This is a genomic window from Streptomonospora halophila, assembly GCF_039542725.1.
GTDB classification, from domain to species: domain Bacteria; phylum Actinomycetota; class Actinomycetes; order Streptosporangiales; family Streptosporangiaceae; genus Streptomonospora; species Streptomonospora halophila.
Genome location: NZ_BAABIK010000019.1, coordinates 28,674 through 47,453, shown reverse-complemented (window position 1 = coordinate 47,453; position 18,780 = coordinate 28,674). Strand labels below are relative to the sequence as shown.

The 18,780-nt window shown below is 73.6% G+C and carries 16 protein-coding genes; 7 read left to right on the top strand and 9 right to left on the bottom strand.

The window, feature by feature from the left end; translation table 11 throughout:
* Nucleotides 1-11: 11 nt before the first annotated feature.
* Both ABEA15_RS16695 and ABEA15_RS16690 read right to left on the bottom strand, forming a co-directional pair.
* Entirely contained in the window at nt 12-1,388 is a 1,377-nt protein-coding gene (locus ABEA15_RS16695) for an FAD-binding oxidoreductase (protein ID WP_345557378.1), read from the bottom strand.
* Entirely contained in the window at nt 1,385-2,452 is a 1,068-nt protein-coding gene (locus ABEA15_RS16690) for an aldo/keto reductase (RefSeq protein WP_344144757.1), read from the bottom strand. Before ABEA15_RS16690 ends, ABEA15_RS16695 begins: the two co-directional genes overlap by 4 nt.
* A 232-nt stretch (nt 2,453-2,684) precedes the next feature.
* On the opposite strand from ABEA15_RS16690, the gene ABEA15_RS16685 reads away from it, so the two are divergent.
* Nucleotides 2,685-4,112, top strand: a complete 1,428-nt coding sequence (locus ABEA15_RS16685; RefSeq protein ID WP_345557376.1) for a hypothetical protein — start codon at nt 2,685-2,687, stop codon at nt 4,110-4,112.
* Here the strand turns inward: ABEA15_RS16685 and ABEA15_RS16680 are convergent.
* The gene (locus tag ABEA15_RS16680) at nt 4,087-4,575 is read right to left on the bottom strand and encodes a MarR family winged helix-turn-helix transcriptional regulator (protein WP_345557374.1); all 489 of its coding nucleotides are present in this window, start codon (nt 4,573-4,575) and stop codon (nt 4,087-4,089) included. The two genes, ABEA15_RS16685 and ABEA15_RS16680, sit on opposite strands and share 26 nt — an antisense overlap.
* A 96-nt stretch (nt 4,576-4,671) precedes the next feature.
* On the opposite strand from ABEA15_RS16680, the gene ABEA15_RS16675 reads away from it, so the two are divergent.
* The 5 genes from ABEA15_RS16675 to ABEA15_RS16655 all read left to right on the top strand — a co-directional run bounded on the left by ABEA15_RS16675 (nt 4,672) and on the right by ABEA15_RS16655 (nt 10,159).
* Nucleotides 4,672-6,198, top strand: a complete 1,527-nt coding sequence (locus tag ABEA15_RS16675; protein ID WP_345557372.1) for an MFS transporter — start codon at nt 4,672-4,674, stop codon at nt 6,196-6,198.
* 202 nt (nt 6,199-6,400) lie between these two features.
* Nucleotides 6,401-7,321: a pseudouridine-5'-phosphate glycosidase gene (locus tag ABEA15_RS16670; protein ID WP_344144749.1), complete on the top strand. Its 921-nt coding sequence runs from the start codon at nt 6,401-6,403 to the stop codon at nt 7,319-7,321.
* Nucleotides 7,318-7,977 carry an HAD family hydrolase gene (locus tag ABEA15_RS16665; protein ID WP_345557370.1) on the top strand — a complete coding sequence of 220 codons (660 nt, stop codon included), beginning with the start codon at nt 7,318-7,320 and terminating at the stop codon, nt 7,975-7,977. The genes ABEA15_RS16670 and ABEA15_RS16665 overlap by 4 nt, the downstream gene beginning before the upstream one ends.
* Nucleotides 7,974-9,023, top strand: a complete 1,050-nt coding sequence (locus tag ABEA15_RS16660) for a methyltransferase (protein ID WP_345557368.1) — start codon at nt 7,974-7,976, stop codon at nt 9,021-9,023. Before ABEA15_RS16665 ends, ABEA15_RS16660 begins: the two co-directional genes overlap by 4 nt.
* 266 nt (nt 9,024-9,289) lie before the next feature.
* Complete coding sequence (locus ABEA15_RS16655) at nt 9,290-10,159, top strand: DUF1963 domain-containing protein (protein WP_345557366.1); 870 nt, start codon at nt 9,290-9,292, stop codon at nt 10,157-10,159.
* A 90-nt stretch (nt 10,160-10,249) separates the two neighbouring features.
* Here ABEA15_RS16655 and ABEA15_RS16650 read toward each other — a convergent pair whose 3' ends face one another.
* The 4 genes from ABEA15_RS16650 to ABEA15_RS16635 form a co-directional block, all read right to left on the bottom strand.
* The gene (locus ABEA15_RS16650; protein WP_345557364.1) at nt 10,250-10,996 is read right to left on the bottom strand and encodes an ANTAR domain-containing protein; all 747 of its coding nucleotides are present in this window, start codon (nt 10,994-10,996) and stop codon (nt 10,250-10,252) included.
* Nucleotides 10,997-11,550: 554 nt separating this feature from the next.
* Complete coding sequence (locus ABEA15_RS16645) at nt 11,551-12,321, bottom strand: HAD family hydrolase (RefSeq protein WP_345557362.1); 771 nt, start codon at nt 12,319-12,321, stop codon at nt 11,551-11,553.
* 252 nt (nt 12,322-12,573) lie between these two features.
* A complete protein-coding gene (locus ABEA15_RS16640; protein WP_345557360.1) occupies nt 12,574-13,149 on the bottom strand; it encodes a hypothetical protein in 576 nt (191 codons plus the stop codon).
* A 103-nt stretch (nt 13,150-13,252) separates the two neighbouring features.
* The gene (locus tag ABEA15_RS16635; RefSeq protein WP_345557358.1) at nt 13,253-13,987 is read right to left on the bottom strand and encodes a helix-turn-helix domain-containing protein; all 735 of its coding nucleotides are present in this window, start codon (nt 13,985-13,987) and stop codon (nt 13,253-13,255) included.
* A gap of 343 nt (nt 13,988-14,330) precedes the next feature.
* On the opposite strand from ABEA15_RS16635, the gene ABEA15_RS16630 reads away from it, so the two are divergent.
* The gene (locus tag ABEA15_RS16630; protein ID WP_345557356.1) at nt 14,331-15,305 is read left to right on the top strand and encodes a universal stress protein; all 975 of its coding nucleotides are present in this window, start codon (nt 14,331-14,333) and stop codon (nt 15,303-15,305) included.
* A gap of 49 nt (nt 15,306-15,354) precedes the next feature.
* Here the strand turns inward: ABEA15_RS16630 and ABEA15_RS16625 are convergent, their stop codons facing one another.
* Entirely contained in the window at nt 15,355-17,043 is a 1,689-nt protein-coding gene (locus ABEA15_RS16625; RefSeq protein WP_345557506.1) for a sensor histidine kinase, read from the bottom strand.
* Nucleotides 17,044-17,725: 682 nt separating this feature from the next.
* Nucleotides 17,726-18,700 carry an Acg family FMN-binding oxidoreductase gene (locus ABEA15_RS16620; RefSeq protein WP_345557354.1) on the bottom strand — a complete coding sequence of 325 codons (975 nt, stop codon included), beginning with the start codon at nt 18,698-18,700 and terminating at the stop codon, nt 17,726-17,728.
* Between the last annotated feature and the right edge of the window lie 80 nt (nt 18,701-18,780).

Genomic DNA, 18,780 nt, shown 5'->3' with positions numbered 1-18,780 from the left:
CCCCGAAGGCCTCAAGGGCGGATGTTGTGGTTGAAGCGGAAGAGGTTCGCGGGATCGAAGCGCCGCTTGAGCTCCACCAGGCGACGCAGGTTGCCCGGCGTGTAGGCGGCCGCCACCCGGTCGGGGGCGCTGAGGAAGTTGAGGAACACCGAGCCGGCCGCGTGCGGTGCCAGGCGCCCGGCCAGCCGCGCCGTCTCGGTCCGTGCCGCCGGATGCGCCTCCGGGGTGAGCCGGGGAGCGATCGCGATCACCGAGAAGGGCGCGTCGCGGTGCCCGGCCGGACTGGTGTCCGCGGCGAGGCGGGCGGGCGCTCCCGACCAGTTGCGAACCTCCACGACCGAGACCGGGGACGCGGGGGAGAAGCAGGTGGCCGTCAGTTCCTCGATCACCTCGTCCGCGAGCACGCGGAAGAGGTCCGTGTGCTCCTCGCTGACCTGGGCCTCCGGCTGGGGGTCCGACAGCGCGGTGAGCTCGTCGAAGCGCATCGGCCGCAGCCCGCCCAGCAGGGGAGTGCCGGCGGCCGCACATAGCCGGTCGACGTGCCGCCGGCACCGCCGGTCGTCGGAGAGGACGCACACCCGCAGGGCGACCACGCTGCGGCCGCGCAGCGGCTCCGGCAGGTCCGCGGAGTCGGGCAGCCGCAGCAGCACCGCGGCGGTGACCACGTCCTCGGGTTCGTCGGCGGCCGACGCCCGGTAGGCGTCCAGGATCGCGTGCGCGCGTTCGCCGGGGTAGAAGAGCACGCCTCCGCGGACGCTTTTGACGGGGTGCAGGCGCATCTCCAGTTCGGTGGCCACGCCGAAGTTGCCGCCCCCGCCGCGCAGCGCCCAGAACAGCTCCGCCTCGCGGTCGGGGCCGACGCGCAGCACGCGGGCGTCGGCGGTGACGACCTCGGCGCCCAGCAGGTTGTCGGCCGCGAATCCGTGGCGGCGCGTCAGCCACCCCAGTCCGCCTCCCAGGCAGTATCCCGCCACGCCCACCTCGGGGGACGTGCCCGAGACGGGGGCGAGCCCGTAGCGCGCCGCCGCCGCGACGACCGCCCGCCACCGAGCGCCGCCGCCCACCCGTGCCGTCCGGCTCTCCGGGTCCACGCTGACCCGGGCTACACCACCGGTGCGCAGCAGCAGGCCGCCGGACTGCCCGCGCACGGCGCCGTGGCCACCGCACTGGACGCCGAGGTCGTGCCCGTGCTCACGGCAGAAGGCGACGGCCCGCCGCACGTCCTCGGTGCAGCAGGCGTCGGCGACGAGGTCGGGCCGCGGTGCGACGTTGCGCCGCCAAGGCAGCCAGGCCTCCGCGTCCCGCCCCGCCTCGCGGACGGCGCCGCAGAAGCCGGAGCGCAGTCCGGCGGCGCGCGGCGCGCCGGCGGTGGCGCTGTCCGCGCTCACGACGTGGCCGGTCCGGGCGTCTCGACCAGCGGCTCGATGTGGTGGCCGCGCCGGCGCAGCCGCGCGTCGCGCATCGCCGGCGGCCGGTAGTGGGAGTCCGCCGGGTTCAGCACCGTGCCCGGGGGGACGATCTCGTCGATGCGGTCCAGGAGTGCGTCGTCGAGGGTGGTCCCGGTCGCGGCGAGCAAATCCTCCATCTGCTCCATCGTGCGGGCGCCCAGAATGACGGAGGTGACCTGCGGGTGTGCGGCCGCGAACGCGATCGACATGTGGACGAGCGACAGGCCGGCGTCCTCGGCGAGCTTCGTCAGTTCGGTGACGGCCTCGCGCTTGCGGACGTTGCCGGGCAGTGCGGGGTCGAAGTTGCGGCGGTGCGCGGCCTGCCGCCCCCGCGTCAGGTCGATCTCCCCCTGGAAGCGGCCGGTCAGCCACCCCTCGCTGAGCGGGCTCCACGTCATCACGCCCATGCCGTAGCGGGCGCAGGTGGGCAGCACCGCCGTCTCGGCGGAGCGGTTCAGGATCGAGTACGGCGGCTGCTCGGTGCGCAGCCGCACGTGCCCCCGCCGCTCGGCGACCCACTGCGCCTCGACGATCTGCTCCGCGGGGAAGGTGGAGGACCCCGCGGCGCGGATCTTGCCGGAGCGCACCAGGTCGCTGAGCACGCCCAGGGTCTCGTCGATGTCGGTGTGCGGGTCGGGGCGGTGCACCTGGTACAGGTCGAGGTGGTCGGTTCCCAGGCGGCGCAGGCTGTCCTCGACGGCGCGGGTGATCCAGCGGCGCGAGTTGCCCCAGGTGTTGGCGTCCTCGCCCATGGGGTAGTGCACCTTGCCGGCCAGCACGACGTCGTCGCGCACCCCCTTCAAGGCCCGTCCCACGATCTCCTCGCAGGCCCCGCCGCCGTAGACGTCGGCGGTGTCCACGAAGTTGACGCCGGAGTCGAGCGCCCGGTGGATGACCGGAGCCGCGTCCTCGTACGTGGTTCCGCCCCACGGGCCGAACATCATCGTGCCCAGGCAGAACGGGCTCACCTTGATTCCGGTACCGCCGAGAGCGCGCAGGCGCATGGTTCCTCGCTCCTTGTGGTCGCTGGGGAGGGCGCCTCCACGCTCGCAGAGGGCGGACTCCGCGCACCTCACGCGTTCGCGCCATCCTCCTCGGCCGCCGTGTCCGCAACGGACGGTGCCGGCGGCGGAGCGGGCCGCACTGGCGCGGATGCGGGATGCCTTGGCGGTCCGGCCGGTGTGAGGCTGGCCCCGGGCGGCCGACGCCCCCTTCGACCGAGCGGAAAGGACGCCCATGAGCGCCGACAGCACAGCCGGGGACCCCCGCGGGCTCCGGTTCGAGATCACGCACCGCCTCCGCCCCGTCGATCCGCTCGCCCCGGGGTTCGTCGTCTTCGACACCGACCGGTCCCCCGAGGCGCTGAAGGGCGAGGACAAGTCGCGGGTCCTCACGGGCCGCTCGCCGGCGGCCCCCTTCGGGGCCGTCGTCGCCGACGTGGCGGCCCATGAGCCCGGAGGCACCGTCGCGCTGGGACTGGGCAGCGGCGAGGAGGGATCGGCGGACGGCGTCATGGTCGTCTACGACTCGACGGCGGGCCGGACGCGCCTGGAGGTCACCGTCGAGGGAGTCACGACCGCCGTGGAGGGCGCGCAGCTCCAGCTCACACCGCCCTACCAGTTCGCTGTCGCGGTCACCGGCAACGCGGTGACCGCTCTGGTCCGGCCCGAGGGCGGGGAGTGGGGGGAGCCCGTGGTGGGGGAGGGCCGCAACGTGCGCCATCTGGTCGATCTCCGCGACCCGGACCTCCTGGCGCGGTGGGAGTACGCGTTCGCCGCGCCGGGGACCCGGCTGCGCCGGGTCCGTGCCGGGTACTTCGGCCAGGTGGGCATCCGCGATCCGCAGCTGGTGACCCACGCGGACGGGCGGCCCTACACGCGCAGCGGCAGCTTCTTCCTCACAGCCGGATGCGCGGGGATGGGGTTCGCACAGGAGGCCCACTGGGCGGTCTGGGAGTTCGACCCGCGGGCGCCCGAGCGCATGCGGCAGGTCGCCAAGCTCTTCTTCACCCACGACGGGGTGGTCACCGGAGACAACGCCGGACACGTGGTCTACGACGACGAGCGGGAGCGCTTCGCGCTGGTCGTGTGCGGCGGCGACCTGCCGACACCCGGAGTGCACGTCCGCTACGCCCAGACGGCCGAGGACGTGCTCAGCGGTGTACACGTGCTGCCCAACGAGCGGTTGCCCGCGCCCTCGACACTGAGCGCGTGGGAGCCCTCCCTGGCCAGGATCGGCGGGCGCTGGCACACCCTCTACGCCGACGTGGTCCGGTTCGCCCCTGATCTGGAGTTCCATCCCGTCCTCGCCGCCGCCGAACCGGGGGCCGAGCTGGGTGAGCCCATGGACGTGCAGGCCCGGGACCGCTCGGCCCGGCGCACCGAAGGGTGCGTGCTGCGCCGGGCGGGGGCGCGGTGGTGGGCGCTGGCCACGGACGACGCCGAACGGCGCTACAAGGTCTACGACCTGGACCTGCGCCAGCTGGGCGCCCTCGACGCCCCGTACGTCTCGGGTGGCCCGCACCCGCAGGTGTTCCCGGTCTCGGAGGAGCCCGGCGCCGACTGGGTGGTGGTCACCTTCGACGGCAGCCAGTACGCGCCGGACGTGCTCGGTTACGGTACCGAGGGCGAGCTGGTCGTCATGCGTGCTCCTGGAGCGCGGTGATCCGCTCCTGCAGGCCGGCGTTGACCTTGCGGTTGAACTCCAGCAGCAGGCTCCGCTGCTCCTCGGTGCAGCTTTCGATGACCTCGGTGTAGGCCTGGTCCAGCGCGTCGAAGGTCCGGGTCAGCCGCGCGTAGGCGCCGTCGCGGAGGAGTTCGACGAGGACCTTTCTGCGGTCCTCCTCGTCGCGGCGGCGCCGGACGAACCCCGCCTTCTCCAGCCGGTCCACCGCCGCCGTTATCGCGCCCCCGCGCGAGAGCCCCGCGTGCGCCGCCAGCTCACCGGGGCTCATCGCGCCGTTCTTGTCGAGCGCTCCCAGGCAGTTCACGTCGGTGATGTTGATGCCGAGGTGCCCGGCGACCGCCGCGTGGAAGCGCACCGCGAGAGCCGCCCCCACGCGCAGCTCCTCGTAGAGGGCGCCGACGTCGCTCGACCGCCGTGTACCCGGTGTTGACACCGTGCTCACCCCTCAAATAATCTCTCCAGAACAGAGAGAGTCGATGTCCGTTAATCTCTCTTATTGTATATCTCTCTATCCTATCCTCCAGTGCTGGAGTCCACCATGACGGAAGTACCGTCCCCGTCGGCGGCCAAGAGCTCCACCCGGTGGATCGTCCTCGGCGTCGTCCTCATCGCCCTGTTCATGGACCTCGTGGACGCGACGATCGTCAACATCGTTCTCCCCCGCATGCAGAGCAGCCTGGGCGCCGAGTACTCGGCGGCCCAGTGGATCCTCGCGGGCTACTCGCTGACCTTCGCCCTGGTCCTGGTCACCGGCGGCCGCCTGGGCGACATCCTGGGCCGCAAGCGGTTGTTCCTGGCGGGCATGGCGGTCTTCACCGTCGCCTCGGTGGTGTGCGGCGCGGCGCCCGTCGCCGAGGTCCTGATCGCCGGGCGCCTCGTGCAGGGCGTGGGCGCCGCCCTGATGGTGCCGCAGGTCATGTCGGTCATCATCGTGCTGTTCGACCACCGCGAACGCGCCAAGGCCTTCGTCTTCTACGGCATCACGCTGAGTCTGGCCAACGTCAGCGGCCCTGTGCTGGGTGCCGTGCTGACCGAGGCCGACCTCTTCGGCCTGGGTTGGCGGAGCATCTTCTACGTCAACCTGCCGCTGGGAGCCGCCGCCATCGCGCTCGCCCTGTGGCTCATGCCGGAGAGCAGGGCCGTCAATCCGCTGCGTCCCGACCCCGTCGGCATCGTGCTGATCAGCCTGGCCATGTTCGCGATCATGTACCCGCTCATCCAGGGGAGCGAACGCGGCTGGGACACCGCGACCTTCGTCATCCTCGCCGCCGCTGTGCCGCTGCTGATCGCGTTCGCCGCGCATCAGCGCCGCCGCGACCGCCTCACCGGCTCGGCCCTCGTGCCTCCGTCGCTGTTCGCGCGCCGCTCGTTCACGGCCGGCACCGTCGTCATGTTCGTGCTGTTCTCCGGTCTGGCGTCGCTCTTTCTGGTCCTCACCTACGATCTCCAGCTCGGCCAGGGCTGGTCGCCCCTGCTCACCGCCGCCGCCATCGTCAGCTGGCCGATCGGCATCACCCTGATGTCCGGCGTCGCCCAGCGCTACGCCACCACCCACGGGCGCCGGGTCATCGGCATCGGCCTGGCGGTCATGCTCGTGGGCGCGGTCACCCTGATCGCGGTGCTGTCGACCGTCGGCCCCCAGGTCACGTGGTGGCAGGTGGCGCTGCCGGTTCTGGCCACCGGTCTCGGCATGGGCATGTGCGTGCCCATCCTGGCCAGCGTCGTCCTCGCCGACGTGCCCGCAGACAGCGCCGGAGCCGGCTCGGGCGTGGCCAACGCGGTCATGCAGCTGGGCACCGCATTCGGCGTGGCCGTGGTCGGAGTCCTCTTCTTCTGGCTGGCCACGACGGGTGCGCCGGTCGACCCGGCCGTTCCGGCCCACCGCCAGGCGTTCTCCGACGCCGCCGCCGTCACGCTGTGGTACAACGCGGGAGCCTTCCTGGTCGCCCTGCTCCTGGTGCCCATGCTGCCCCGGGCGGCCCAGCCCGAGCCCGGTGCCGCCCCCGAGGCCGAGGACCGGTCCGGTCCTGAGCCGCGTCCCGAGGTCGGGGCCGAACAGGCCTGACGGCGCACGTACCAGCGCTTCCCGGGGGCGCGCGCCGGAGCCGCCGCGCGCCCCCGTCCGCGCGACCCCGTCCGGCCCGTCCGCGCTCCGTCCGCGCGAAGTCACGGGAACACGTGATGTGCCCCTCCACCGGGGTCGGCACTGTGGAGAGCGCCAACGGCCTCGGCCTCCGCCACACCCCCCGGTGGGAAAGGATGACACCGTGACACCTCCGCTCGACATCAACGAGGAAGTCCGCGACGCGCTCGCCGACCGGCGCCCCGTCGTAGCCCTGGAGTCGTCGCTGATCGCGCACGGTCCGGGATACCCGCTCAACGTCGAGATCGCCACCGGCATCGAGAAGGCGGTCCGCGACGCCGGGGCCGTCCCCGCGACGATCGGCATCGTCGACGGCCGCTTCGTCGTCGGCATGGACGACACGACCATCGACCGCTTCGGCCGGTCCGGCGACATCGCCAAGGTCAGCGCGCGCGACTTGGGGCTGGTCCTCGCGCGCGGCGACCTCGGAGCCACGACCGTCGCCTCGACCATCGTGATCGCCCAGCTCGCCGGGATCCCCGTCTTCTCCACGGCCGGCATCGGCGGCGTCCACCGCGGCGTCCAGCAGACCCTCGACATCTCCGCGGACCTGCAGCAGTTCACCCGTACGCGGATCGTCGTGGTCTGCGCCGGCGCCAAGAGCATCCTCGACCTGCCCAAGACGGTGGAGTACCTGGAAACCGCGGGGGTGCCGGTCCTGGGCTACCGGTTCGACGAGTTTCCGGCCTTCTACGCGCGCAACTCGGGCATCCCGGTCACCCGCGTCGACGAGATGGAGACCGCGGCCCGCGCGGCCCGGCTGCACTGGGACCTCAACGGGGACAGCACCGTGCTGCTGACCGCCCCGATCCCCGAGGAGGACGCCCTCCCCCAGGAGGACATCGACAACGCCGTCGGTGACGCGCTGACCGAGGCCGAGCGCTCCGGGATCACCGGAAACGCGCTCAGCCCGTTCCTCATGAAGGCCGTCGTCGAGGCGACGGGCGGGCGCAGCGGCAAGGCGACCAAGGCCGTACTGATCAGCAACGCCCGCCTCTCCGGAGAGCTGGCCGTCGCCATGAGCGCCACCGGGGAGCAGGGATGAACGAAGCCGCCATCTTCGACCTCGACGGCACCCTCGTCGACAGCCCCGCCGCCATCACCGAGATCACCGGCACGATCCTGGGCGAGATGGGGGCCGAGTGCACCCCCGAGGAGATCCGGGCGACCGTCGGCAAGCCCCTTGACCAGAACCTGGCACGGCTGATGCGCCTGCCGCCGGGCCACCCCGATATCGACACGGCCACCGCGCTGTACCGGGAGCGCTTCGGCGCCTACGTACGCGAGCACGCCGCCGCACTGCTCTACCCGGGTGTCGCCGAAGGACTGGGAAAGCTGCGCGCGAACGGAGTGCTGACCGCGGTCGCCACCTCCAAGACCCTGGACGGCGCCCGCAAGACTGTGCGGCTCACGGGCCTCGCGGAGAGCTTCGACGTCCTGGTCGGCCACGACCTCGTGGCCGAGGGCAAGCCGGCTCCCGACATGGCTGTACACGCCGCCGAGCTGCTCGGCGTCGAGCCGCAGCGGTGCACGGTCGTGGGCGACACCGCCGGCGACATCCGCATGGGCAGGCAGGCCGGCATGCGAACGATCGCGGTCACCTACGGCGTCGGCGGGCGCGACGAGCTGGCGTCGGCGGGCGCCGGCGCATGCGTCGACTCCTTCGCCGAGGTCGTGGCGTCTGTGCTGGTGACCGCATGAGTGCGCCCGACCGCGCCGAAGCCGCGGCTCGCGCCGCGGCGGTGCGGACGATCTACGGCTACATGAGCTCACAGATCATCCGGACCGCGGAGGAGCTGAGGATTCCGGATCTCGTCCGGGACCGGCCTCTGGACGTCGGCGAGATCGCCGACGCCACCGGGGCCCACGCTCGTTCGCTGCATCGGCTGCTGCGCGCCCTGGTGACCTTGGAGGTGCTCACCGAGCCGGAGGCCGGCCTGTTCGGGCCGGGCCCCCGCGGGGGCTTCCTCGCCGACGGCGGCGAGCACTCGCTGCGCAGCATCACGCGCCTGTTCACCGGTGCCGAGTTCGCGGACTCCTGGCGGGAGCTGCGGCACAGCGTCATGACGGGCCGTGCGGCGTTCGACCGGGTGCACGGCACATCGTTCTACGAGTACCTCGGCGCCGAATCCGAGTTCGCCCGACTGTTCGGCGAGGCCATGGCCGAGAACGCGCGTTTCGAGGCGCCCCGCATCGTCGCGGCCCACGACTTCGGCCGCTACAGCAGCATCGTCGACGTCGGCGGCGGCGACGGTTCCCTCCTCACGGCGGTCCTGGCCGCGAACGTCGAGACCGCGGGCACTCTCCTCGAGACACCGGAGGCGGCGGAGCAGGCGCGCGTCCTGGTGGAGAAGCGCGGCCTGAGCGGGCGCTGCGAGGTCGTCGAGGGCGACTTCTTCGCACGCGTGCCGCCGGGGGCGCAGGCCTACCTCCTCAAGAGCGTCGTGCACAACTGGAACGACGACGCCTGCGTGCGGATCCTGCGCACCTGCCGGCACGCGATGCGAAGTGACGGGCGGCTGCTGCTGATCGAGCCGGTGCTGTCCGAGCGGACGGACCCCGATGCCGACATGGCGCTGGAGAGCGCCCTCAGCGACGTCAACATGCTCGTCCTCACCGCCGGGGGAGTCGAGCGGACGCGCGCGGAGTTCGAGGGCGTCCTGGGCGCCTCGGGGTTCCGGCTCGACGGGATTTCCCCGCGAATCGAGGGCACCGACTTTCGGGTGATCGAGGCACTGCCCCTCTGAGCAGGCCCGGTATTCGGGTGGTCCGACGCTGCTCCGCCCCGTCGGCATCGCGCCGGCGGGGCGGCCCGTCACGCAGAGGGTGCGGCACGCCAGCTCCGACACGGCGACGGTGCGACCATCGACCGGAGGAGGCCGGGGGGACGGCGGCCGGGCCCGGGTGACCACCGGTCCGGCGTCCGGGGCCCTGTGTCGGCACGTCCCTTCACGCAGTCGGTCGACGTTTCGCCATCCGCCCTCCCGCCGTTGTCTCTGGCATCATCCCGGCCATGGATTATCAGGGGCGGTATCGTCGCGCAGCGCTTGAAACGGGCATCCCGGACGACGAGATCAGTGTGTTCACCCGGCACCTCCGGTTGTCGATCCGGCTGATCGAGGGTTCCCGTGGTTCTCCGGTCGGGCGGTTCGGTGGATTGCCCCGGCTGCCGGTGGGCATGGACTGGCCGTCCGACGGAGTCGGTCCGCTGCCGTTCATCTTTTCCGTCGACTGTGCGGCTTTGCCGAGAGTCGACGGCTTCGACCTGCCCGCGGATGGGGAGCTGCTCTTCTTCCTGGACCACGAGCAGGACCACCTGGACGACACCGGGAGGTATGCGCGCGTCGTGTATGTCAAGGACGGCACCGACACCGCGGTCGCAGATCCCCCCGACTCCGAGGTCGTCGGCGAGCAGTATGACGTCGGCGCCACGGTCTGCGCCGAGCTGCCCCCGTGGTTCGAAACCGACGAAGACGAGGATGAGGACGAGGACGACCTGTCGCCCTTCCAGCAGCAGCTGGCCCGCGGCCTGGAGCGGGACATGCCGCACCTGGACGAGCTCTGTGCTCTGGCCCGCGGCCTCTGGCGCGACGAGGGGCTCGCCAGCGCCTACATCGGCGGGTATGCCGACGATGACGTGATCTCGAGCATTGCGGAGCAGACGCTCGCGGGGCGCGAGAAGGCCGGTGAGATCACCATCCCGATGGCGCAGTGGTATTCGCATGTGGAGAAGGAGAAGCACCGGCTGGCCGGCGAATGGATGTCGCTCGCCCGCTTCCGCGTGCCCGACGAGTTCTACTCCGGGGGTTTTGTGATCCGCCACGACGATCTGGCCGCCGCTCGGGTGGACAAGGCGCTTCCCGTGACCGAGTTCAGCGAATAGAACCCCGGCGGCGCCGAATGCGGCGCCGGATCCGCGCCGCCTGCGCCGACCGGCCGCTGGAGGACCGGTGGCGGCGGGTCGCGGGTCGCCTCAGACCGGGGGCGCGGCCGGGTCGGCGGAGCGGTTGCCGCCGCGCCTTCCGGGTGCCGCCGGGTCGGCCGCGCGGGCGCGCACGAGGTGCTCGGCGACCTCGCGCAGCTTGCGGTTGGTGTTCTGCGAGGCCCGGGACAGGGCGGCGAAGGCGTCCTCGGCCGGGAGCCGGTTCCGCTCCATCAGCACCCCGGTGGCCTGGCCGATGACCTCGCGGCTCTCCAGCGCCGCGCGCAGGTGCGCGCGTTCGTGCGCCGCGGCCAGCGCCGCGCCCGCGTGCGCGGCCACCAGGCCCGCGATGCGCTCGTCGTCGGCGGTGAAGGCCGACACGGCCGGGGAGAACAGCAGCAGCGCCCCCTGGGCGCCCTTCTGCGTCAGCGGCAGCGCCAGGACGGAGCCGACGCCGCGATCGAGGGCCCGCGGCGTGAACTCCGGCCAGCGTGTCTCCCGGTGCAGGTCCGCGCGCACGGCGGCGGCGTCGTCGACCGCCTGCACCGAGGGACCTTGGCGGCACCAGTACTGCAGGGTGTCGGTGCGCCGCGCCGATTCGCCGGTCGCGGCGGCGGAGCGCAGGCCCGTGCGCTCCTGGAGGGAGAGCGCGGCGTGGTCGGCGCCGGGCACCAGGCGTACGGCGGCGGCGACGATGTCGGCGCGTACGTCCGCCACGTCCCGGCGCTCCTGCAGGGCGCGGGCGAGCGCGGCCAGTTCGGTGGCCAGGTCCCGTTCCGGCTGCGGCGGTGTGCTCACCGAGATCTCCCCCTTGATCGGTCTGCGTGGCGGTGTGCGGTGGTGCCGTGCTCGCCGGATGCCCGCCGTGTCCTGGGCGAAGGCAACGTGTCGGGCTCGGGTCCGCGATTCGATCGCGCATACAAGGTGTGCCCGGTCCGCACAGTACCCGGGAAGCGGCGTCTGCCCCATCGACCGCACCGATCGGCGCCCCGCGGGCGGAGCGGCCGCCCGAACGCCGCGCGGCGCGGGGGCCGTGCGCCCGGCGCTCATCGGAGGGGAGGGGCGCGGTCGACCGGGGGCGACGCGGGCGCATCCGCGCCGGCACTCCACGGCCGGCGGCGGCAGCGAGGAAGGGAGATCTCCACCCGTAGGCCGGCGCCGTCGATGTCCGGCCGCACGCTCCGGTGCCCGCGGTAGCAAGGCGGAGCGACAGGTCAGGCAGCTCGTCGGGCAGCGAGGGCTTGCAGGACGCCGCACTGCGCCGTCCGTCCGGCGCAGCGGCGCAGGAGCACGTCGGCGGCGCCCGCCATGGCGCCGGAGGTGGATGCACTCCCCCGGAAGGATGCAGGCGCTCATCCGCGAACCCCGGCTACGGCCAGTTCCGCGAGGTCGGAGACCACGACTCCTGCGCCGCGCGCCAGGAGCTCCGCCGCCCGCCCGGAGCGGTCGACGCCCACGACCAGGCCGAATCCGCCGAGAGCTCCCGCCTCGACACCGGCCGGGGAGTCCTCGACCACGGCCGTGCGGGCGGGTGGCACGCCCATGCGGCGGGCCGCCTCCAGGAACAGGGCGGGATCGGGCTTGCCGGGAAGCCGGAGCCGTTCGGCGTCGCGCCCGTCCACCCGGACGTCGAAGAGGCCGGCGGCGCCGGCCGCCTTGACGATCGCCGCGCAGTTGCGGCTCGCGGAGACGATCGCCGTCGCGATTCCCGCGTGTCGCAAAGTCGTGATCAGCTCGATCGTCGAGGGGTAGGCGGTCACGCCGTAGGTGCGCACGTAGTCGAGGAAGCAGCGCTCCTTGCGGTCGCCCAGCGCCTCCACGGTCATGGTCCGCGCGTCGGCGCAGGGGTGCTCCCCGGGCAGTTCGATCGCGCGCGATGCGAGGAAGGCGCGTACGCCGTCCAAGCGCGACCGGCCGTCGACGTGGGCCAGGTAGTCGCCGCGAAGGTCGAAGGGCACGAAGGCCTCGCCCCTGGACCGGGCGTGCGCGCGCAGGAAGTCGTCGAACGTGCGCTTCCACGCCGCGGCGTGCACGGAGGCGGTGTCGGTGACGACCCCGTCCATGTCGAACGCCGCGGCCGTGATCTCCTCGGCCGCGATCACCGCGTCACTGGTGGTCTCCACGTCGCCTTCTCTTCCCGGGTGCCGCGGGCCGCCGGGACCGTCCCGCCGGCGGCCGGTCCACGGCCGCGCCCTGCAATCCGTCCACTCCGCGTATCCAGTCCATCCCGGCTCCGCCCGCCCCGCCAGGGGCGTCGGGCGCGCCGAGCGCGGCGGAGGGCCGGGTCCGCCGGGACCTGCGGCCCTCCCGTGCCGGGACCGCGGGCACTACCGCTGCCGGGCCGCCGCATGCTTCCCGCTTCCGTGGTCGCCGTTTCAGCGCAGTGCCGGGTAGCGGCGGACGAGGGACAGTCCGGCCCACCGGCGGCCGAGGCCCGCGGTGTCGCCTGCTTTCATCAAGGCGAGGCCGACCATGGTCAGCGCCATGATGAGGTGGTCGTCCATGAACGGGTTGTTCTCGGGAGGCAGGACGGCGCTCCACATCAGCACCAGCATCAGCGTTCCGGCGGCCGCGCCGATGCGCATGCCGACGCCCAGCAGGAAAGCCAAGCCGATGCCCAGCAGCCCGGCCATGAACAGCCAGTCGGCCCACGCCGCCCCGGCGAACGATTGGTAGAGCCCGGCGAGGGGGCCCGCGGTGGCCTCGGCCAGGAACCCTTGGGTGGGGCTGCCGCCGGCGGCCCAGGCGCCGTCCGCGGGTGTGGCGAAGCCCAGACCCAGCAGCTTGTCGAGGAAGGCCCACAGGAAGGTCCAGCCGATCGCCAGCCGGACGGCGGCGAAGACCCGGCGCGCCGACCGGGAGTCGAGGACGTGGCGGGCGCGGTGATCGGCGCGGTCCGGGATCGGGGCGGGACGCCGGGCCGGCGGGCGGTCGATGTTCTGCGATGTCATGTCCGTGTCCTTTCGAGGGGTCTGCGGTGGCGGTTCCAGAGAACGCCGGATCCCCCTCGGGCGGCAGGGGCGGGCGCACCGCCGCGCCGGGGCGGAGGTCCCCTCAGCGGCGGGACGTCGGCCCGCCGGCCGCGCCGCGGGGCGGAGGCGCCGCCCCGCCCTGCCCGCGCGTGTGCCGCCCGCCGACGCGGCGGCCGGTGATCCGCTCGGGCTCGAAGCGCACCCACACGTCGCGTTCGCCCCCGGCCCAGGGCCGCACGGTGTGGTGCGCGCGCAGGCGGGCCAGCCGGGCTTCGTCGTCGACGGTCTCGGCGCGCCCGGTCGCGAGCACACTCCAGCCCTCGCTCGTGCCGCCGTCGAGCCGGTCGACCTGGAAGCTCATGGGCCCGGGGGTGTGGCGGGCGATGACGCCGCCGGCGGCGGTGCGGAAGACCACCGCGCCCTCGCTGAGCGTGTAGTTGACCGGCAGCACCAGGGGGGCGGCGCCGGCGGTCTCGGTGAAGGCCACGCGGCCCACCCCGCCGGGCCCGATCAGCTCCAGGCACTCGCGGGTGCCCAGCGGCCGGATCGCGGGGTCGGGGGCCGCGGTCGCCGCGTGGCCGGGCGGGGTGTCGGTGTCGGCGCCCAGCAGCTGCTCGGGGGAGGTGTGCAGGGCCTGCGCCAGCCGGTACAGCGCCTGCCGGCTGAGGCTCCCGGGATGCTCCTCCAGGTAGGCGACATAGCCGGGGTCCATGCCGGCGGACTCGGCCACTTGGTCGCGCGAGAGTCCCAGTTCGGCCCGGCGCCGCGCGACGCGGCGCCCGAGGTCGCCTCCGTCACCCTGGTGGGGTTCCTTCATCGCTCTGCCTTTCCATCGACTCTCGGCGCAGGTCATCGTGCCCCGCCACGCGCATGGTCACGCGCCGGGCGGGGCGCGACCAAGAGGCGTCGGGGCTTCGGCCCCGGACCCAAGGTCCCGCCGCGGGCCCCCAGAGGAGGGATCAAGGCCCTGCAGCGGCGGGTACGAGGACGCTACCCGCCCGGCGGCGCCCGGACACAGACTCGTGGTGGACCGACGAGGTCGGCCGGCCGCGCCGGCGCCCGACCGCCGGGAGGGCGGCGGAGGCGGCCGCACCGCAGGCACCCCCAAGCCGCAGCAAGGCTCGGCGGCACCGCCGAGGCACGGATGAGAGGACCACAGGATGAGCAGCGACAGCAGCCCGAACGCACGCCCGACCGGCACCGCCGCGGCGCCCGCGGAGGTCGTCGTCGGGGTCGACGGCTCCCTCGGGAGCCGGACGGCGCTGGACTGGGCCGCCGGGGCGGCCGCCGACCGCGGTCTGGGCCTGGTTGTCCTGCACGCCCTCAACATGCCCCTGTTCGCCGTACCGCTGGGGCGAACAGCGCGGATGACACCGTCGCAGGAGACGGCCGACCACGCCGCCCGGCTTCTGGAGGAGGCCGTCGCGCACGTGGCGTCGGAACATCCCGAACTGGGCGTACGCACCGAGGTCTCCTCGCTCGAAGCGTCCCGCGCCCTGCTCGCCGCGGCGCGCACGGCCGCGATGGTGGTCGTGGGCTCGCGCGGCCTGGGCGGCGTCGCCTCGGCGTTCCTGGGCGCGGTGAGCATCCGGGTCAGCGCCCATGCGCCCTGCCCGGTGGCGGTGGTCCCCGAACCCGCGCACGCCGAGCAGGGCGGCCGCGGCGCGGCCGGAGAGGACCGGCGGAGCGTGGTGGCGGGACTGGACGGCTCCGACGACGCGAAGGTCGCGCTGCGGACGGCCTTCGCGGAGGCGGCGCGCACCGGCGCCCCGCTCGTGGCCGTACACGCGTGGTCGGTCCCGGCGCCCGTCGACGCCGCGCCGTTCTCGGCCGCGGGCTATGCCGCCGACCGCGAGGACACCGCCGCGCGCGCCGACAAGTACGTCCGCACACTGGTGGAGGCGGCGCGCACGACCGAGACGGACGGTGTCCCGGTCCGCGTCGTGGCGGTCGAGGACCATCCCGCGCACGCGCTGCTGGCGGAAGGCCGCGGCGCCGCCCTCATCGTGGTGGGTTCGCGCGGGCGCGGCGGGTTCGCGGGACTGCTCCTGGGCTCGGTGAGCCAGGCGGTGCTGCACCACAGCGCGGTGCCGGTCCTCGTGGCCCGGCCCCTGCCCGAGGGCGCCGGCGGCTGAGCGGGCGCGGGGGGAGCACGCGGACCGGGCACGCACACCCGACCGTCGATCAGCCGAGGTCGTCCTCGTCGATGGGGGCGCGCCAGGACAGCAGGGTGCCGCCGCCGGGGCGTGGGCTCGCCTCGAACACGCCGCCGCAGCGGGCGGCGCGGTCGGCGAGGTTGAGCAGTCCGCTGCGGCGGCCCTCCTCGGGGATGCCGACGCCGTCGTCTTCCACCTCAACCGAAATGCCGTCGTCGACGACGACGCGGATCTGTGCGCGCGAGGCTTCGGCGTGGCGGGCGATGTTGGACAGCGCCTCGCCGAGCACGGCGATCACGTGCTCGCCGACGTCGTCGGGCACCCGGCTGTCGATCGCGCCCTCCAGCCGCAGGTCGGCGGAGAACCCCAGCGGTTCGGTGGCGGCGTTGACCGCGTCCAGGATCTGGTTGCGCAGCCAGCGGCGGTCCTCGCCGACCTGCTGCAGGGCGAAGATGGTCGAGCGGGTCTGGCGGATGGTGTCGTCGAGGTCGTCCACCGCCTGCTGCACCCGCTGCGCCGGCCCCGGGTTGTCGATCCGGTTGACGCAGCCCATCAGCGACATCGCGATCGCGAACATCCGCTGGATGATGATGTCGTGCAGGTCCTTGGCGATGCGGTCGCGGTCCTCCAGGACGGTCAGCCGCTCGGCGTCGCTGCGCGCCTCGGCCAGCTCCAGGGCCAGGGCCGCATGGCCGGCGTAGGTGTGCAGCATCCGCACGGTCGTCGGGGGGAACGGTTCCGAGCCCGCGGTGCGTCCCAGGACGAGCACGCCCCGGGTGGTGTCTCCCGCGCCCAAGGGCACCAGCAGCGCCGGCCCCAGCCCCAGCCCTTCCAGCAGCGGAGCCGGTTCGGCAGCCGGTTCGCTGATGTCGGTGAGGACGGGCTCCTCGCTGCGGAAGACCCGTCCGGTCAGGGAGCCCTCCGCCGGGGTGGAGCGCCCGAGGATCAGGGCGGTGCCGGCGCCTTCGGCCACCTGGACCGCCAGCCGTTCGCCTTCCTGCTCGGGGGAGGCGATGGCGACCAGGTCGGCGTCGGACATGCGGCGCGCCTGCTCCGCGATCAGGTGCAGGACCTCGTCGGTGCGGGCTCCGCGCAGCAGGCGCGTGGTGATCTCGTCGGAGGCGGCCAGCCACATCTCCCGGTGGCGGGTCTCGTCGTAGAGGCGGGCGTTCTCGATGGCCACGCCGGCCGCGGTCGCCAGCGCGACGACGATGGCCTCGTCGTCCTCGCCGAAGTCGGCGCCGTCGGCCTTCTCGGTCAGGTAGAGGTTGCCGAAGATCTCGTCGCGCACCCGCACCGGCACGCCGAGGAAGCCGCGCATAGGCGGGTGCCCCTGCGGGAAGCCGGCGGACTCGGGGTGGTCGGCCAGTTCCTGCAGGCGCAGCGGGCTCGGTTCTTTGATCAGCAGCCCGAGGATGCCGCGTCCGCGGGGCCAGTGGTCGATGGCGGCGATCTGCTCCTCGTCCAGGCCCACCGGGATGAACCGCTCCAGCTCGCCGTCGCGGCCGACGACGCCGAGGGCGCCGTAGCGGGCGTCGACGAGGTCCATGGCGGCCTCGACGATGCGGCGCAGCAGCGTCTCCAGGTCCAGTCCGGTGCCGATCATGACGACGGCGTTGAGCAGGGAGTGCACCCGGTCCCGGGTCAGCATCACCGCGCTGAGGCGGCTTTGCAGTTCCGCGAGCAGCTGGTCGAGCTGCATCTGCGGAATCAGCATCGGTGTCGGCTCGGTCTCGTGGTTCTCACCGGTCAAGAGTCACCTCCGAGGCCGGGACGGCTCGCTGCGCCGGCGGCCGTACTCTCTGCCCGACTCTACTGAGGTGTCCCCGCATTCCGGAACGGGCTTTCGGTGCTGATTGCCACGGACGGCTATTCTGCGATGATCCGGTGTCATCGCGGCGCCGAGCGCTCCGGTCCGCTCCGTCGACGACGGACCGGAAGAACGCGCCACCGCGGTCGAACCCCTTCGGTCCCGAACCACCGGCCGGCCTGACCGCGGGCGGGCAGGGCCACGCCGCCGAACGTGCGCTCGCCGGAGACCCCCCATGCCGAACGGCACCTCGGCGCCGCGCCCGCGATTCGCCGCCCGCCACCCCGCAGCACGCCCGCCACCGCGCGCCGTATCCGCGCCGCCCGCCCGCAGCAGCGGTATGCGGCCGAACAGGTCGACGCGCGTCTCGGTACGTCCGCGGTCGATGCCCCGAAGCAGCCCTTCCGCGACCACCGCTTGCCACACGAACCCGGTCGGTGTCGACGACATGGACGGCGCGGAAGGGCGGCCGCATGCCCGCGCGGATCGGGGGTGCATCCGCAGGCGGACGGTGGGTGCGAGGGGGCGCCGGGTGGGAGTGCGTGCGGAGGTAGCGCCGCGCCGGTTCGAGGGGAGGAGCGTTCCTATCTCATCGTGGTGGGGGGTCGGTGGGTGTGGCGGTGTGGGGGAGGGTGCGCCCGAGGCGCAGGATCATCTGGGGGTGGGCGCCGTCGCAGAGGCGCGTCGTCGTGAAGGCGCGCAGTGCGGGCTCTTCCAGGGGCTGGGTGTGGAAGGCGGCTGAGACCCCCTCCGCTGCGGCCGCCAGCAGTACGCGCTGCAGGGCCTGGCCGGCGGCGAGCCAGGCGGCGCGGGTGTCCTCGGTCGTGGTGAGCAGGGCGAGGGTGCCGGTGACCGCTCCGGGGGAGTCGGGCATGCCGGGGATGCGGCTGTGGCCGTGGTCGCGTCGGGGGAACAGGGCGTCGGATCCGTCTCCGTCCGGGTCGGTGGGGAAGTCGTGCGCAGCGAAGTCGGGGCTTGGGGCGGCCGTGCGTAGCCGATTGGCGGGTTGGTGGGGGTGGGAGTGCTCGTGGCGGTGCAGGTGCTCGGCGGCGCTGACCAGTCCGGCGAGGCAGCGGATGAGCGGTTCGGTGGTCAGCGGCTGCAGTGTGGCGCCTTCGGCGGCCGCGGCGGTGCCGAGTCTGCGGACGAGGGCGAGGTCGTCGATGTCGGCGGCGAAGAGTCCGCGGTGGGTGCGGCGGCGGCCGATCGCCCGCGCGTGGGTGCGGGCTTCGTCGTCGGGTTCGCTCGCCCGCCCGGCCGCGATCTCGGCGAGTCGCCCGGGCCGGTCGGGGTCGGGCAGGATCGCGACCTCGGGCGTGCGGCCTTCGGCGCGCATTGCGGCGCGGACGTTGTAGAGGGCGGCTCCGCAGCTGATGAGGAGTTCGCGGGCTTGGGGGTCGGCTGTGTCGAGGCGCTGGTCGGTGTCGGCGATCAGGGCGATGCGGTCGCCTTCGTCGCTGAGGATCCAGGGCCGGGTGTTGGCCACCGAGGGTGCGCGTTGTCCGGCTTGCAGTGCGGCGCGCAGCGGCGGGTGGGCGGCGGAGTGGGGCTTGCGGGTGTCCATGGCCGATCAGCTCCAGAGGTCCACGGTGGCGGCGCGACGGCCCTCACGGTCGGGGGCCTGTGCGTCCGCCCTCGGATCCG

Coding starts and splice junctions, on each gene's coding strand:
- ABEA15_RS16620 (WP_345557354.1), bottom strand. CDS start 18,700: ATGGACACCCGCAAGCCCCACTCCGCCGCCCACCCGCCGCTGCGCGCC.
- ABEA15_RS16640 (WP_345557360.1), bottom strand. CDS start 13,149: ATGACATCGCAGAACATCGACCGCCCGCCGGCCCGGCGTCCCGCCCCG.
- ABEA15_RS16665 (WP_345557370.1), top strand. CDS start 7,318: ATGAACGAAGCCGCCATCTTCGACCTCGACGGCACCCTCGTCGACAGC.
- ABEA15_RS16655 (WP_345557366.1), top strand. CDS start 9,290: ATGGATTATCAGGGGCGGTATCGTCGCGCAGCGCTTGAAACGGGCATC.
- ABEA15_RS16675 (WP_345557372.1), top strand. CDS start 4,672: ATGACGGAAGTACCGTCCCCGTCGGCGGCCAAGAGCTCCACCCGGTGG.
- ABEA15_RS16660 (WP_345557368.1), top strand. CDS start 7,974: ATGAGTGCGCCCGACCGCGCCGAAGCCGCGGCTCGCGCCGCGGCGGTG.
- ABEA15_RS16625 (WP_345557506.1), bottom strand. CDS start 17,043: ATGCTGATTCCGCAGATGCAGCTCGACCAGCTGCTCGCGGAACTGCAA.
- ABEA15_RS16690 (WP_344144757.1), bottom strand. CDS start 2,452: ATGCGCCTGCGCGCTCTCGGCGGTACCGGAATCAAGGTGAGCCCGTTC.
- ABEA15_RS16635 (WP_345557358.1), bottom strand. CDS start 13,987: ATGAAGGAACCCCACCAGGGTGACGGAGGCGACCTCGGGCGCCGCGTC.
- ABEA15_RS16685 (WP_345557376.1), top strand. CDS start 2,685: ATGAGCGCCGACAGCACAGCCGGGGACCCCCGCGGGCTCCGGTTCGAG.
- ABEA15_RS16630 (WP_345557356.1), top strand. CDS start 14,331: ATGAGCAGCGACAGCAGCCCGAACGCACGCCCGACCGGCACCGCCGCG.